Below are 13,455 nucleotides of genomic sequence, written 5' to 3'. Positions count from 1 at the left end.
CGAACGGAAGCACGAGATGACGACCAAGACGCTTTTCATCGGCATGGACGGCTGCACCTACACCGTCCTCAACGAGATGACCAAGGACCTGCCCGGCGAAGGCGTGGCCATGCCGTTCCTGGCCAGCCTGATGGCCAAGGGCGTGCGCGCCAAGCTGCGCTCCACCCCGAACCCCCTGACCCCGCCGGCCTGGACCAGCATCATGACCGGCAAGGGCCCCGGCGAGCACGGCGTGTTCGACTTCATCCGCGCCGAGGACAAGGGCGGCGAAGTCTACTGGACCCTCTACGACAGCCGCGACGTCGACGCCGAAATGATCTGGTCCATCGCCTCGCGCGCCGGCAAGACCATCGCCGCGCTCAACTTCCCGCTGACCGCGCCGCCGCCGAAGGAAACCAACGGCGCCATCGTGCCGGGTTTCATCCCGGCCAAGCACCTGCGCCGCAACTCCCATCCCGCCGGCCTGTTCGAGCGCATCAAGCAGGCCATCCCCGGCTTCGACCCGAAGGAACTGGCCTGGGATTTCGACAAGGAAAAGCAGGCCATGGAAAGCCTGTCCGACGCCGATATGGAAAACTGGGTGCGCTACCACCTGCCGCGCGAAGAACAGTGGTTCCACATCGCCGAATACATCCTGGCCAACGACAAGCCCGACCTGATGGCGGTGATGTTCGACGGCACCGACAAGATCCAGCACCAGGCCTGGCAGTTCCTCGACCCCAGCCTGATGCCGGCCGAGCGCAGCGAACTCTACAACCGCGTGCGCGGCGTCTGCCGCGAATACTTCGGCAACGTCGACCGCTACATCAAGCGCCTGGTCGAACTGGTCGGCCCGGACGCGCAGGTGTTCTTCGCCTCCGACCACGGCTTCACCGCCACCGTCGAAGTGCTGCGCATCAACAGCTACCTGGAAGACCTCGGCTACCTCAAGTGGGCCGAGAGCGACGGCAGCGAGCAGGCCCTGCGCCGCGAAGCCTCGGACTTCGCCAACCTGGACTGGAGCAAGACCGTCGCCTACTGCCGCACCCCCTCCTCCAACGGCATCTACATCCGCGTCGCCGAGAAGCCGGGCGACCCGGGCATCCCGAAGAAGGACTACAACCGCGTCCGCGACAAGCTGATCGAGGACCTGAAGAAGCTGCGCAACGACGACGGCGAGCCAGTCATCGTCGACGTGCTCAAGCGCGAAGACTGGTTCCAGGGCGCCCACATGAAGGACGCCTGTGATCTGACTTTGGTCCTGCGCGACAACGGCTTCGTCTCCATCCGCAACGTCAAGCCGCCCGTGGTCAAGCGCCCCAACCCGATCGGCACTCACCACCCGGACGGCATCTTCATGGCCTACGGCGCAGGCATCAGCGCCGAAGGCATGGTCGGCAAGCGCAAGATCGTCGACGTCGCCCCGACCCTGCTGCACAGCCTGGGCCTGCCCACCCCTTCGGACTTCGAAGGCAAGGTGGCTGAAACCTTCTTCAGCGGCGCCTGGCTGTCGGAAAACCCGGTCAAGATCGGCGCGCCGACCGTGCGCGGCGGCGAGCGCGAGAAGTCCGAGGAAATGGACGACAACGAAAAGAAGCAGATCATCGAGCAGCTGCAGATGCTCGGTTACATGGAATGATGCGAGAGAACATGGCCAACGACCTTTCCAACGGCAAACTCACCAGCGAACAGCTGGTGCCCAAGCTCGCCGCCCTGCTCAAGGACTTCACCCAGGACTGGGACAGCGAGTTCGAAGGCCAGATGGACCGCGGCACCACGCTGCTGGCCGACCTGGGCTTCGAATCGATCGACATCATCCAGCTGGTGGTCGCCATCGAAGAAGACATCACCCACAAGAAAGTGGCCTTCGACAAGCTGCTGATGAAGGACGGCCGTTATGTCGACGACCTCTCCATCGGCCAGATCGCCGACTTCCTGGCCACGCAGCTCTGAGGTTGCGAAGTTGCGGGTGGCGCTGACCAGGCAGTTGCAGCCCGGAGAAAAGCGCCCCCGTCAATCAATCAACGTCATCCCCGCGCAGGCGGGGATCCGGTTTTGAACCGGCGCCACTCTCTCAACCATCGTCATTCCGGCGAAAGCCGGAATCCAGGGACGGCAGCAATGCAACATCCAACCAGCGCGCCCGCCGCCACCCGCGTAAAACTGGATTCCCGCCTCCGCGGGATCGACGCCGTCATTTGACCCCGGCGCATAACTCCCATGGCTGAAGCCACCCTCAACGGCGTAAACCTCGCCTACCAGCAGATGGGCGAAGGCCCCGACCTGGTGCTGGTGCACGGCCTGGCCGCCAGCCGCGCCTTCTGGTTCCTGCATTACGCCGTGCCGCTGTCGCGCCACTTCCGCGTCACCCTCTACGACCTGCGCGGCCACGGCTACAGCGACGTGCCGGCCTCCGGCTACGACGCCGTGACCATGTCGAAAGACCTGGCCGCCCTGCTCGATCACCTCGATATCACCAGCTGCGTGCTGATCGGCCACAGCTACGGCGGCGGCATCGCCCTGGAATACGCCGGCCGCCACCCGGCGCGCGTCTCGCGGCTGGTGATCATGGACACCAAGGTCAACCGCCTCCAGCCCGAGCAGAAGCTGTCCGACTGCCCGCACCTGTCACCCTTCGAGATCGAAGTCGCCGCCAAGTCCGGCCACGACTGGGACAACGAGAAGCAGGTCGGCCTGCTGTTCCTCGAAGTGCTGGCGCGCTGGCGTCTCCAGGGCGGCGAATCCACCGCTCGCGATGCCTTCACTCCATTCGGCGAAGGCCGCGGCGCCCAGCGCGCCGCCAAGCAGTGGATCAGCCTGCTCGACAACACCGGCGCCGCGCCGGAATTCATCATGCCCGGCCTCGAAGCCGCGGCCATCGCCGCGCTGCCGATGCCCCTGCTGCTGGTCTACGGCGAGCACTCACGCTGCATGCCCACCTGCCGCGCCCTGCAAACACTGCTGCCGCAAGCCGAAGTGGAACTGATCCCGCAGGGCGGCCACTTCTTCCCCATCAGCCACGCCGCCATCGTGCGGCGCCGCCTGGCGCAATTCCTCGGCATCGAGCTGCCGGCGCCGAACAGCGATGCCGCGGACGCTGCCGCCACTACGCCTGCTCCCGGATAAGTCCGGAATCCCTGTACCGTCGTTCGGCTCAAACCCGGCACCGACGGCATCGGTAGTGCCGCGCGTGTGCTGGACACCCGGCGGCTATTTCGTGCCTTCCTCGCCTGGAATCACTTTCGCACTCACTGTCACGATCCCGTTGTGTGCATAGGTATAGATGTTGTTCGCTTCCTTGCCGCTGTACATCATGAACATCCCCCCGACACCGTTACTGATGGTCGTCGCCTGGGTCGAGCCGACGATCTGCGACACGGTCTGACCGGTGCTCTGTGGATCGGAGGCCACCACCAGGAAATGCTCCCCAGGATGGATCCGCAGCGCCACGTAAAGCGAGGCGCCATGAAACAGGAACATGTCGCGCGACACTTCCCGCACTTTCGCACCCGACGCGTCGAGCAGGATCAGGCGCGGTGAAAACAGCCCGTGACCGGACGGTTCACTGGCGATCGCAACCATGTAGGGCCTGGCGCTTTGCGGCAACAGGAATACGCGATAAAGGCTCCTGCTGCCATCTGCGGCTTCGACGCAGGACACCGTATTGTCGATCGGCTGCCTGACCGAACTGGCATCGCCCTCCAGCGTCAGCACCTTCGGAGCGGACAGATCGGGCTGCCGCGCACATTGCCGATCCACCAGGCTGAGCATCGGCGGTTCCGCCGGGTGGCTGGCGCAGGCGGCCAGGAGTGCCGCGCAGATCGCAGTCGCCGCCTGGCGCGCGAACGGAGGCTTCATGTCAGCGCAGCAACAGGCCGATGCTGTCAGTGGACTTCTGCATCGCCACCTTCAGCCCCTGCCCAGCCTTGTCCGGATCGGCCATCAGGGTGTCGAAATCCTTGAACACGTAGTCGGCATCCGGAGCGATGGTCACCATGTTCTTGGGCTGGCCGAGCGGGTTGTAGGCGATCGTATCCTCCATCAACACCGCCCCGTCACTGGCGCGAACCAGCTTGCAACGTACCGAAAACGCCGGGCGATAGGGCGTCGAGGAGCGGACTCCCGCGGCGATGTAACCATAGCCCGTGACCACCATGTCCAGATACAGATCGGCATGCGTGCTCGCCGCCGGCGGATATTGCGACAGGAAGTCCGCCTTGTCACGGGTCACTGGCTGCAACACCACCTGGTACCCCTGCGCCTGCAGAACCTGGCCGATGTCCTGCATGAAGGTGTCCTGCACCGAGATTTTCTGCGCGCTCAGCAGCTCCGAGAACTTGCTCTCGCGGTTGGACTGCATGGCGCCATCGACCAAGGCGCCGACCAAACCGAAGCTCTGTCCCACGGTACTCGCCAATACCACTCCGGGGCCGCTGGGATAACTCGGCGTCAGCACCGCAATGGTCTTGAGATTGGTATTGGCACTATGGTCGAACGGTACCTCCGGTTGACCGGCGCAGCCGGACAGCAGGCAGGCAGCAGCAATGGCCGCTGCGGCGGCTCGCAGATAAAGCATCGGATTTTCCCCATGTTTGTAATGAATCCCCGCCAAAATGATAGCAGGCCCTGTACCGGCACAGAAAGCGCCATCGGAGCCGGCAAATCGGATAATGTGAACAAATCGACGAAAGCCCCACTGCTTTACCCAACCCGGACCTGCACGGTATGAGCCAGACGAACAAGCCCACCATCTTGATCACCGGCGGCGGCGGCGGCATCGGCAGCGTCGCCGCGGGTGCCTTCGCCGCGCGCGGCTACCGCGTCGCGGTCTGCGACATCCGCCTCGACGCCGCCCAGCTCACCGTCGACGCCGTGCGCGGCGCCGGCGGCCAGGCGGACGCCTACGGCGCGGACATCGGCGACGCCGCCCAGGTCGCCGCCCTGTTCGAACGCATCGCCGCCGACTACGGCCGCCTCGACGCCGCCTTCAACAACGCCGGCATCGGCGGCGGCGGCATCCCCCTGGCCGACATCAGCGAGGAAGACTGGGAGCGCAACCTGCGCATCAACCTCAGCGGCACCTGGCGCTGCATGAAGCACGAAATCAGGATGATGCTGAATCAAGAGGGCGGCGGCGCCATCGTCAACAACTGCTCCATCCTCGGCATCAACGGCGGCGCCAACGCCTCCTACACCGCCACCAAGCACGGCATCGCCGGCCTGACCAAATCCGCGGCCGTGAGTTACGCCGCCAAGGGCATCCGCGTCAACGCCGTCTGTCCCGGCCTGATCGAAGCCGGCCTCGGCCTCAACGTCATCAGGCGCGGTGAAGACGCCCTGCGCAAATTCCTGTCCCTGCACCCGATCGGCCGCGCCGGCACCGCCATGGAAGTGGTCAACGCCGTACTCTGGCTATGCTCGGACGAGGCTTCCTTCATCCATGGCCACATGATGCCGGTGGACGGCGGCTACAGCAGCCACTGAACTCCCACCGCAGCAAGCGGAGTCGAATGCTCCGCCCCAGCCGACGTCGAAGCCGCCCGGATCCAGGCCAATGTGCCCGACAACCGCCGCATCAAGATCGATGGGACGCGACGGGGCCCGGCGCCGGATCGCGCACAGCCCCGTTTGACGCAGATCAAGGCCGGTTGCGGGCAGCGGGGGCACAGTAACGGGGCAGTTCCACAAGCACCCCGCCCGCACCGACATGACCCCGGACTTCCTGCTTGCCATCCGTATCCCGACCTACTGGGTGGTGGTGGTGCTCACCTTCGGCCTGATCGGCGCCTGCGTCGGCCTCCACTACGAAGCGCTGGAGCGGCTGAACCGGTGGATGCCGCACTGGACCATGCCGCCGCGCATGCGCGTCCTGATCCTCATCATCGGCATCATCAGCCTGCACACTGCGGAGATCTGGATCTTCGGCATCGGCATCTACCAGGCCGTGCAGTTCCCAGATCTGGGCTTCGTGACCGGATCTCCCAGCTTCAAGCTGCTCGACGCGGTCTATCTCTCAACCACCACCTACACCACGGTCGGCTACGGCGACCTCGAACCACACGGTCCCCTGCGACTGATCATGGGCAGCGAGGCGCTGACCGGCTTCGTGCTGATCACCTGGTCAGCCTCGTTCACCTATCTCGAGATGCAGCGATTCTGGCGCAACTGAGCGGCGGCAACGACACCCTGCTTCCGGGCGCAATGACCTGGGTCATAGCCCGCGGGCCCGCGCTCCGGTTCACTGCCCTATGGGTGCAGCCACCAATAGCCCCGGAGCAACATGAAAATCGTCCCCCCCATCGATGCCGCCTGGGTGCTGATCGAATCGGCCGAAAGCCCGATGCATTTCGGCTCCCTGCAAATCTATTCCTTGCCCGCCGGCGCCGGGCAGGACTATGTGTCACGCGTGGTGGCGGAACTGCGCAAACCGGAACCCCTGGCGCCGCCGTATTCGCAGAAACTCAAGGACTGGGCCCTGAGCGGCTTGGTGCCGGCCTGGGTCGAGGCCGAAAAGGTCGACCTGGAATACCACATCCAGCACATTGCCCTGCCGGCGCCGGGCGGAGACGCCGAGCTGTCCGCGCTGGTCGCCGAACTGCAGAGCCGGTCGCTGGACATGACGTTGCCGCTGTGGGAATGCCACGTCATCGAAGGCCTGGCGCATCGGCGCTTCGCGCTGTTCATGAAGATCCATCATTCGCTGATGGACGGAGTCTCCGGCATGCACCTGCTGCAGCAGGGCCTGAGCACGGACCGGAAAAGCCGTCACATGCCGGCGCCTTGGTCCTTGCACAGGAAACACGCGGCACCGCCGGCCGGCCCCGGCGAACATCCCCACAGCGGCCTCAAGCACGTTCTGGATTTCGTCTTCGGGCAGGTCAAGAGCGCTCCCGACCTGTACCACGCCTTCGGCGCGTTCCTGCATTCGGCACGGGTCAAGGCCGGCAGCGATCTGTCGGTACCCTATCTCGCGCCCAAGACCCCGTTCAATGGGCGCACCTCGACACAGCGGCGCTTCGCCTCGCGGCAACTGCCCCTCGAGCGGCTGCATGCCGTCGCCAGCCGTGCCGGAGTGACCGTCAACGACGTCTTCCTAGCGGTGTGCGGCGGGGCCCTGCGGCGCTACCTGGCCGACTTGAATGCCCTGCCGGAGCAGGCCCTGATCGCCGGCATTCCGGTTTCGGTACGAGCCAAGGGAGACACCTCGGCATGCACCGCAGTCACCTTCATGCTGGCTTCGATGGGTACCGAGGAGGAAGACCCGCTGCGGCGGCTGCGTGAAGTCCACCGGTCGACCCATGCCGCCAAGGAGCATCTGCACGGGCTTCGGCGCGAAGCCCTGACCGACTACACCCTGCTGCTGATGACCCCCTATGCCATCGAGCTGCTGACGGGCCTGGGGGGCCACGGCCATCCGGTGTTCAACGTGGTGGTATCCAATGTCCCCGGGCCGGCCGAGCCGCTGTATTTCAACGGCGCGCGCCTGGAAGCGATCTTCCCCATGTCGATCCTGACGCACGGCCAGTCGCTGAACATCACGGTGCTGTCCTACGCCGGCCAGCTGCACATCGGCTTCACCGCATGCGCCAAGGCGATTCCACATGTACAACATCTGGCCGATTACACCGGAGACGCCTTCGAAGAGCTGGCCGCGCTGGTGCTCCACCCCACCGCGCGGCGGCAATCCGGAGCGCCGCGCAAGCCCCGCGTGGCGGCACGGCACAGCAGCCCGCGCAAGCGCCGCCCCGAACTGTCGTCGATCTAGTGCCCTGATTGATCCCGGGTCCAGCCGCCGCTACCAGCGGCTGGATACCTTGCCCCGGAAGTAGCCGCCGGTAGGGCCGTCATCCGGCAGCATGGCCAGATGCACCACGCGCCCTGCGCCGGTCTCCACCGAATCCTTGCCCATCGCCCCGGCCAGCCGCGTCTTTACCCAGCCCGGCCGCACCGCGTTGATCTTCACCACGTCCGGCGTGGCCTGCGCCAGCTTGATGGTGAGCGCATTCAGCGCCGCCTTGGAAATGGCATAGCAGGGATGCCCCAGCATGCCGCGGCTGAAGGTGCCCAGTCCGGAACTGACCATCACCACCCGGCCCCATTGCCGCTCCACCATGCCGGGAATGAAGGCCTGGCTGCACCACAGCGCGCCCAGGGTATTGGTGCGGAACACGTTCATGAACGTCTCCGTGTCCAGCTCCATGATCGGCGTGCGGTCGTAGATCCCGGCATTGTTGACCAGGATGTCGACCGTCACCCGCGCCTTCTTCAGGCGTTTGGCGCAGTCCTTCACCGACTGCTCGTCCGACACGTCGAGCTGCTCCACCCGCACGCGCAGACCGGCGTCGATCAGCGGCTGCGCCGCCTCCTCGCCCAGCTTCACATCGCGCGCCGCCAGGATGATCCTGCAGCCGGCCACGCCAAGCTGGCGCGCGACTTCGAGGCCGATGCCGCGATTGCCGCCGGTGACGAGCGCAGTCTTGCTGCTCCAGTCGATGGCGCCGGATTTCTTGGCGGACTTGGGCTTCGCTTTGGCTTTCTTGGCAACGGTCATTGGAAAATTCCATCCCGGAATCTGCGATACATTTTCAATTCATCGTCATTCCCGCGAAGGCGGGAATCCGGTTTTGCTTCGGCGCATCCCGCCTGGATTTCCGCTTCCACGGTAACGACGACGTCGGAGCAGGCCCCGCACAAAACAGTGGCCCGCCTCAGCGATACCCATAACTCCGCGCCAGCGACACCACTTCCGCCGCCAGCGGCTTGCCATCGCCGCGCCACTCCGCCGCCCCTTCCAGCATCTGCCGCGGCCGCAGCCGCCCGCTGAACGCCGGGGCCGCGTGGAACTCCGGCTCCATCCCGTACGGCGCCTCGGCGGTGCCGACACGGGCATAAGGGCCGTCCTCCGGATGCGACATGCGCTGCAGGGCCGCATCGCCGAACGGCAGGCCGAGCCACCGGCAGATCACGCGCAACGTATCCTCCGGCGCCGCGAACAGGTCTTCCGCCTGCACCCGCCGGCACTGCGCCGCCGGCAGCATCGCCGTGGCCTGCTCGATGTTGCGGTTGATGCGGTACCAGGCCAGCTGCGGATCGATCACCGCCGGATCGGTGCCGTAGTCCTTGTAATCCGGCGGCACGAACAGCGGCCCGTTGAGGCGCACCGCCACCTCGGCGCACTGCGCGCGCGGATGGCGCACCACGTGCAGCACCCGCACGTCCGGCACCTGCGCCAGCCAGCCCTCGACGTCGTGCGGCCGCCAGGCCAGGCCGCTCTCGGCCAGCACCGGCAGCTTCGGCGCGATGCGCCCGCCCAGCTCGTCCAGCAATTCCATGCTGCTCCAGTCGGCGCGGCGCTTCAGCCAGTGGCCGGCATCGGCGACGCCCGCCGCATCCTGGCCGCCGCAATACAGCTGCGCCACCGCGCGCAACAGGCCGTCCTGCACATTGCCCTGGGTGATGCGGAACACCGACAGCAGGCCTTCCACCGTCGGCGCCAGGTGCAGGTTCAGTTCCGGCAGGCCATAGGCATCCGGATGGCGCCCCACCATGGCGGCAAGGCGCGCCGCCTCGGCGCCGGGCGCGGACAACACCAGCAAGGGCGCGGAAGCGATCATGGATTCGGATCTTTGCCGAGGAATACCTCGCAACCGCCGCGCGGGTTGTCGACATAGACCCAGCGGTTGTCGCGGCGGATCGCCACGGTGGGGCCGAAGGGATTGGCGGTGCCGACGAACAAGCCGTGCTCGGTCGATACGATATTGCGGATGCCCCAGTTGTACTTGTTGCCGAAGCCGGAGCGCGTCACCGGCTCCCAGCGGATGCCGTCGCGCGAACGCCACAGCGAGCAGCCGCCGTAACGCCGCACCATCTCTTCCTTGCCCCAGCGCTGCATCAGCACCAGCATCTCTTCCGGCCATACCTCGACATGCAGGTAGGGAATCACGTTGGCCCAGGACATGGTGCCGGCATACAGCCAGTCGCCATGCACCGCCATGCGCCAGACATAGCCGTTGAAGAAATTGTCGAAGCCGCCGGAGTAGCCGGACAGCGGCACCTTCAGCCCGTCGGGCGTCAGGCGCGAATAACCCATCAGCAGCTCCCAGGAATCGTCCGGGTAGACGCGGATCAGCTCCGGCGCCGCCGGGCCGATGCGCAGCGTGCGGTGGTAGCCGCCGTTGACGATGCCGGTGCCGACATAGAGCGCGCCCTTGAACACGCACAGGCTGCCGCAGACCTCGTTGAGCGGGCCGCGCCAGGCGCCGTGCTGCAGCACCCGTTTCCACTTGTACGGCGGGCCGCCCTCGCCCTCGGTCTTCCACAGCTGGAAGCCCTGCTCGGCGTTGACGGTACCGGCGTAGAGATGGCCGTTGAACTGCGCCATCTCGAACACGGTGAGGTTGGTCGGATCGCCGAAGCCGTCCGGGCTCGCCGCCACCCAGCGCGCGCCCTGCATGTCGTCGGTGCAGTAGATCGCCGACTCGGAGGCCACGCATTCCTGCGACTTCCCCGGCGCGCCGCTGGAGCCGGTGGGGCTGGTATGCACGCGCCCCTTGAACACCTGCAGGGTGCGGAACGAGCGCACCGTCACGTCCCAGGGTGGGCGCGGCACATTGCCGAAAGCGACGCCGTCCTCGGAGCGCAGGATGTCCGGCGGCTCCGCCTGCTGCGGCGCCCAGGTGGACACATACAGGCAGGGCTTGGCGTCGCTCGGGCCCTGGAACACGGTCATGCCACGCAGGCCGATATAGCGCGGCACCACCGCCTTGGTGCGGCCCTTCACATAGGGCGCCTGGAACACGCGGATCCAGGTATCGGTTTCGGGCGTGTAGGCCCAGATCTCGGCGCGACGGTCGACCTCATACACGTCGTCCGGGCACTCGGTCGGCCAGGGCTTGAGGTCCGGCACCGGCGTGTTGATCTTGGTCATCGCCCAGGTGCCGCGCGTGGTGCCGACGTACAGCCGCCCCTCGAACCACGCCATGCTGTGGGCGTAGTTGTTGAGGCCGTCGCCGAAGCCGCTCTGGTTGATCAGGCGGAAGTCGGACTCGCGCAACCCGCTGCCGCCGGTCTGCGGCGCCAGCGGGCCGGTGCGGGGCAACTCGCCCCGCAATCCTCCGGGCAGTTCTCCTAGGGGAGCCAAGACCAGATCTCGACCAGGAAGAAGCGGATCACCGGGCGGGTGAAGGCGACGATCAGCGGATAGGTCGCGGCATGCACCTTGGCGTAGCCGGTCATCTCCGGCCGCAGCTGGCCGTCCACCTTGTCCACCTGCATCAGCACGCGGACGACGCGGCCGTCCGGCGTGTTGTCGGCGCTCGGCGCGATCTGCGTCACCGTGCCGCCGTAGCAATCGAACGGCACGCCCCAGGCCTTGGCGCAGGCGCGGTTGCCGACGGCGATCTCGCCGATGGAGGTTTCCGGCAGGCGGATCTCCACCTGCAGCTTGTCGCTGTCCTCCACCCGCGCCAGCAGGGCGCCGCGCTCCAGGTAATCGCCCACCGCGAAGAGCAGCGTGCTGGACACCACGCGGCCGGCCACCGGGGCGCGGATCCTGGTGTATTCGAGCTGCTGCGTGTGGTACTGCAACTGCGCCTGCGCGCTGGCCAGCTCGGCCTTGATCTCGTCCAGCTTCTCCGGCCGCGCCGCGCCGCTCACCAGGTCGAGGTGGCGCTTGGCTTCCAGCAACTGCTGCTGGCCGACCTGCGCTTCCGACAGGAAATGCTGGTACTGCTGCTCGCTGACCGCCTTCTGCGTGTAGGCCCTTTCCTGGCGCTGCGCCTCGGACTGCGCGTAGTCGTATTTCTTCTGCGCCGTGGCCACTTCCTGCTTGGCCAGGTCGACCTCTTCCGGACGCGCGCCGCTCTTCAGCAACTGCAGCTGCGCGAACAGCCGCGCGATGTCGGCCTTGCTGGTGGCGACCGCCGCCTGCTCCTCGTCGTCGGCCTGTTCGGCGATGACGTCGCCGGCCTTGACCAGGTCGCCCTCCTTGACCAGCACCTTGCGCACGTCGCCGGAGATCAGCGCCCGCACGTCGGCGCGCGCATGCGGCAGCACGGTGAAGTCGCCGCTCGGCTCGTACGGCCAGGGGAACAGCGCCACGGCGACGATGGCGCCGATGATGATCCAGTCCAGCCGGTTCGGCGGCGGAATGACGATCTCGCCGCCGATGTTCGCGCGCTGCGACAGCATGCGACTGACCTGGAGGTAGATGTAGTACCCCAGCACCGCCAGGAACACCACCACGCCCGCCGGGCCCCAGCCGCCGGCCAGCCATTCGCCGGGGAAGACGACCAGCCAGATCAGGATCCACGCCAGGTAGGCGAAGCACAGCGCGCCGTAGACCACCAGCGTGGTGGCCGGCAGGCGGCGCGTATCGAGCCAGGGCTTGCGGTAGCCGAACAGGGCGATCAGCGCCTGCTCGCGCAGGTCCGGCGCCTGCATCCAGTTGGCCAGCACATGGTAGCCGTCGCGCTTGGCCAGCGGGTTGACCAGGATGAACATCCACACCATCGCGGCAACGGCCAGGCCGATGCAGAACACCGGCAGGAAGCCCGGCGTGTGGTGGAACACGAACCAGGCGCCGATGGCCAGCACTTCCACCGTCAGCGTCGACACCATGGCGGCGCCGACCACGCGCATGCGCGTGGCGCGGTCGGCCGCTTCGATCGGGCCGGAAGTGTCGGTCTTGAAGAACGGGACCAGGCCGACGCCGAGCTGGATGCCGAAGCGCGGCACCACGCCGGTGGCGCGGCGCACCGCGGCCGCGCGGGCCACTTCACCAAGGAATTCGAGCAGGAACAGGCAGCCGACCGCCATCAGGAAGAAGGTCAGCGGATGCGCCAGCCGCACCACGTCGGCGGCCACCCCGACCTTGTTGGCCCACAGCGCGAACACCGCGCCGAAGGAAATCGCGATCAGGGCATAGACCAGCACGCTGGAATACAGAGCCCAGTCGAGCAGCGCGCCCAGCCACAGGAAAGGCTTGACCGGGAACGACCAGGCCAGCGGATCGGACTGGCCGCGGAAGGCGCCCCACAGCGAGGTCAGCGTGCCCATGCGGCCGCCGCCGCTGAGCGAACCCGGCACTGTGGAAGGCGCGGCCACATCCGGCCCCGGCGCAGCACGCTGGCCGAGCCAACCGGCGGCGGTGGCTTCCTCGTCGCTCTGCGGCGGCACCGGCAGCGGCTCCTGCGTACCCGGCGCCAGCAGGCCGGCCAGGGCCAGCTCGTTGGCGAACTGTTCCAGCTCCGGCGCGCTGAACTCGCGGCCGGTCAGGCGCGCCGAGCTGCCGCGGATCTCGCTGCCGCTGCGGTCGCCATCGAACAGGCGCGCCAGCTCGAACTCCGCCGGCTCCAGCCGGAACGAGCGGCCGTGGCGCGGGCTGGTGACCGAGTAGTAGCCGGCCGCGGTGCGCGTGGCGGCGGCGAAGACGAACTTGCGATAGGGGTGGCGCGGCGTTTCCATCTGGGGTCGATT

Annotated in this window: 12 protein-coding genes; 6 read left to right on the top strand and 6 right to left on the bottom strand. The window is 66.8% G+C overall.

The window, feature by feature from the left end; all coding sequences use genetic code 11:
- Positions 1 to 16 precede the first annotated feature (16 nt).
- The 3 genes from BP26_RS0108295 to BP26_RS27460 all read left to right on the top strand — a co-directional run bounded on the left by BP26_RS0108295 (position 17) and on the right by BP26_RS27460 (position 3,105).
- Complete coding sequence (locus BP26_RS0108295; RefSeq protein WP_029920113.1) at positions 17 to 1,618, top strand: alkaline phosphatase family protein; 1,602 nt, start codon at positions 17 to 19, stop codon at positions 1,616 to 1,618.
- Positions 1,619 to 1,629: 11 nt separating this feature from the next.
- Positions 1,630 to 1,932 (top strand): hypothetical protein, encoded by a 303-nt coding sequence (locus BP26_RS0108290; protein WP_029920112.1) that lies wholly within the window; start codon positions 1,630 to 1,632, stop codon positions 1,930 to 1,932.
- A 267-nt stretch (positions 1,933 to 2,199) separates the two neighbouring features.
- Complete coding sequence (locus tag BP26_RS27460; RefSeq protein ID WP_051748667.1) at positions 2,200 to 3,105, top strand: alpha/beta fold hydrolase; 906 nt, start codon at positions 2,200 to 2,202, stop codon at positions 3,103 to 3,105.
- Positions 3,106 to 3,189: 84 nt separating this feature from the next.
- Here BP26_RS27460 and BP26_RS0108280 read toward each other — a convergent pair whose 3' ends face one another.
- Positions 3,190 to 3,837, bottom strand: a complete 648-nt coding sequence (locus BP26_RS0108280; protein ID WP_029920110.1) for a MalM family protein — start codon at positions 3,835 to 3,837, stop codon at positions 3,190 to 3,192.
- A gap of 1 nt (position 3,838) precedes the next feature.
- Entirely contained in the window at positions 3,839 to 4,555 is a 717-nt protein-coding gene (locus tag BP26_RS0108275) for a hypothetical protein (RefSeq protein ID WP_029920109.1), read from the bottom strand.
- Positions 4,556 to 4,704: 149 nt separating this feature from the next.
- Between BP26_RS0108275 and BP26_RS0108270 the strand changes: the two genes are divergently transcribed.
- From BP26_RS0108270 to BP26_RS0108260, 3 genes are all read left to right on the top strand, one after another.
- The gene (locus BP26_RS0108270; protein ID WP_029920108.1) at positions 4,705 to 5,463 is read left to right on the top strand and encodes an SDR family oxidoreductase; all 759 of its coding nucleotides are present in this window, start codon (positions 4,705 to 4,707) and stop codon (positions 5,461 to 5,463) included.
- A 223-nt stretch (positions 5,464 to 5,686) separates the two neighbouring features.
- The gene (locus BP26_RS0108265) at positions 5,687 to 6,148 is read left to right on the top strand and encodes an ion channel (protein ID WP_051748666.1); all 462 of its coding nucleotides are present in this window, start codon (positions 5,687 to 5,689) and stop codon (positions 6,146 to 6,148) included.
- Between the two features lie 111 nt (positions 6,149 to 6,259).
- Positions 6,260 to 7,744, top strand: a complete 1,485-nt coding sequence (locus BP26_RS0108260) for a WS/DGAT/MGAT family O-acyltransferase (protein ID WP_029920106.1) — start codon at positions 6,260 to 6,262, stop codon at positions 7,742 to 7,744.
- Between the two features lie 30 nt (positions 7,745 to 7,774).
- Here the strand turns inward: BP26_RS0108260 and BP26_RS0108255 are convergent, their stop codons facing one another.
- The 4 genes from BP26_RS0108255 to BP26_RS0108240 form a co-directional block, all read right to left on the bottom strand.
- A complete protein-coding gene (locus BP26_RS0108255; RefSeq protein WP_051748652.1) occupies positions 7,775 to 8,530 on the bottom strand; it encodes an SDR family NAD(P)-dependent oxidoreductase in 756 nt (251 codons plus the stop codon).
- A 157-nt stretch (positions 8,531 to 8,687) separates the two neighbouring features.
- Complete coding sequence (locus BP26_RS0108250) at positions 8,688 to 9,593, bottom strand: sulfotransferase family protein (protein ID WP_029920104.1); 906 nt, start codon at positions 9,591 to 9,593, stop codon at positions 8,688 to 8,690.
- Positions 9,590 to 11,119, bottom strand: a complete 1,530-nt coding sequence (locus BP26_RS0108245; protein ID WP_211254865.1) for a hypothetical protein — start codon at positions 11,117 to 11,119, stop codon at positions 9,590 to 9,592. Before BP26_RS0108245 ends, BP26_RS0108250 begins: the two co-directional genes overlap by 4 nt.
- Positions 11,107 to 13,443: an HlyD family secretion protein gene (locus BP26_RS0108240; protein WP_029920102.1), complete on the bottom strand. Its 2,337-nt coding sequence runs from the start codon at positions 13,441 to 13,443 to the stop codon at positions 11,107 to 11,109. The genes BP26_RS0108245 and BP26_RS0108240 overlap by 13 nt, the downstream gene beginning before the upstream one ends.
- Positions 13,444 to 13,455 lie beyond the last annotated feature (12 nt).

This window comes from Nevskia soli DSM 19509, assembly GCF_000711955.1.
GTDB classification, from domain to species: Bacteria; Pseudomonadota; Gammaproteobacteria; order Nevskiales; family Nevskiaceae; genus Nevskia; species Nevskia soli.
The sequence above is the reverse complement of the archived record's forward strand: the minus strand, read 5'-3'. Positions and strand labels throughout refer to the sequence as shown.

Bases quoted from the DNA above. Each gene is read 5' to 3' on its own strand.
- BP26_RS0108295 (WP_029920113.1), top strand. From the start codon at position 17: ATGACGACCAAGACGCTTTTCATCGGCATGGACGGCTGCACCTACACC.
- BP26_RS0108290 (WP_029920112.1), top strand. From the start codon at position 1,630: ATGGCCAACGACCTTTCCAACGGCAAACTCACCAGCGAACAGCTGGTG.
- BP26_RS27460 (WP_051748667.1), top strand. From the start codon at position 2,200: ATGGCTGAAGCCACCCTCAACGGCGTAAACCTCGCCTACCAGCAGATG.
- BP26_RS0108280 (WP_029920110.1), bottom strand. From the start codon at position 3,837: ATGAAGCCTCCGTTCGCGCGCCAGGCGGCGACTGCGATCTGCGCGGCA.
- BP26_RS0108275 (WP_029920109.1), bottom strand. From the start codon at position 4,555: ATGCTTTATCTGCGAGCCGCCGCAGCGGCCATTGCTGCTGCCTGCCTG.
- BP26_RS0108270 (WP_029920108.1), top strand. From the start codon at position 4,705: ATGAGCCAGACGAACAAGCCCACCATCTTGATCACCGGCGGCGGCGGC.
- BP26_RS0108265 (WP_051748666.1), top strand. From the start codon at position 5,687: ATGACCCCGGACTTCCTGCTTGCCATCCGTATCCCGACCTACTGGGTG.
- BP26_RS0108260 (WP_029920106.1), top strand. From the start codon at position 6,260: ATGAAAATCGTCCCCCCCATCGATGCCGCCTGGGTGCTGATCGAATCG.
- BP26_RS0108255 (WP_051748652.1), bottom strand. From the start codon at position 8,530: ATGACCGTTGCCAAGAAAGCCAAAGCGAAGCCCAAGTCCGCCAAGAAA.
- BP26_RS0108250 (WP_029920104.1), bottom strand. From the start codon at position 9,593: ATGATCGCTTCCGCGCCCTTGCTGGTGTTGTCCGCGCCCGGCGCCGAG.
- BP26_RS0108240 (WP_029920102.1), bottom strand. From the start codon at position 13,443: ATGGAAACGCCGCGCCACCCCTATCGCAAGTTCGTCTTCGCCGCCGCC.